A 237-nucleotide genomic window follows, 5' to 3' on the forward strand; every position below is an offset into this window, starting at 1 on the left:
CACCTAAAGTTTGGCCCGCACAGCTGACGATGCCGCCATTTTTCCACCCTTCTTCTGTTGCCAGTTCTCCAGCACATAGGTCAAGTGGTAAAGACCATAGTATTCCGCCTAGTAGTAAAAAGAAAACTAAGTGCAATTTAGAAGTGGCAAAGGTCGGATACTCATATACGGTCAAAACCATTGAAGCAGTTAAAGCAAAGAATCCGAATAATGTTAATTTTTTTTGATTCATCATAC

Annotated in this window: 1 pseudogene; it reads right to left on the reverse strand. The window is 40.5% G+C overall.

The window, feature by feature from the left end:
* A pseudogene (locus ETC27_RS18350) lies at positions 1 to 237 on the reverse strand (hypothetical protein); the annotation flags it as partial.

Origin of the sequence: Onishia niordana (genome assembly GCF_004798965.1) — a bacterium.
Taxonomy (GTDB): domain Bacteria; phylum Pseudomonadota; class Gammaproteobacteria; order Pseudomonadales; family Halomonadaceae; genus Onishia; species Onishia niordana.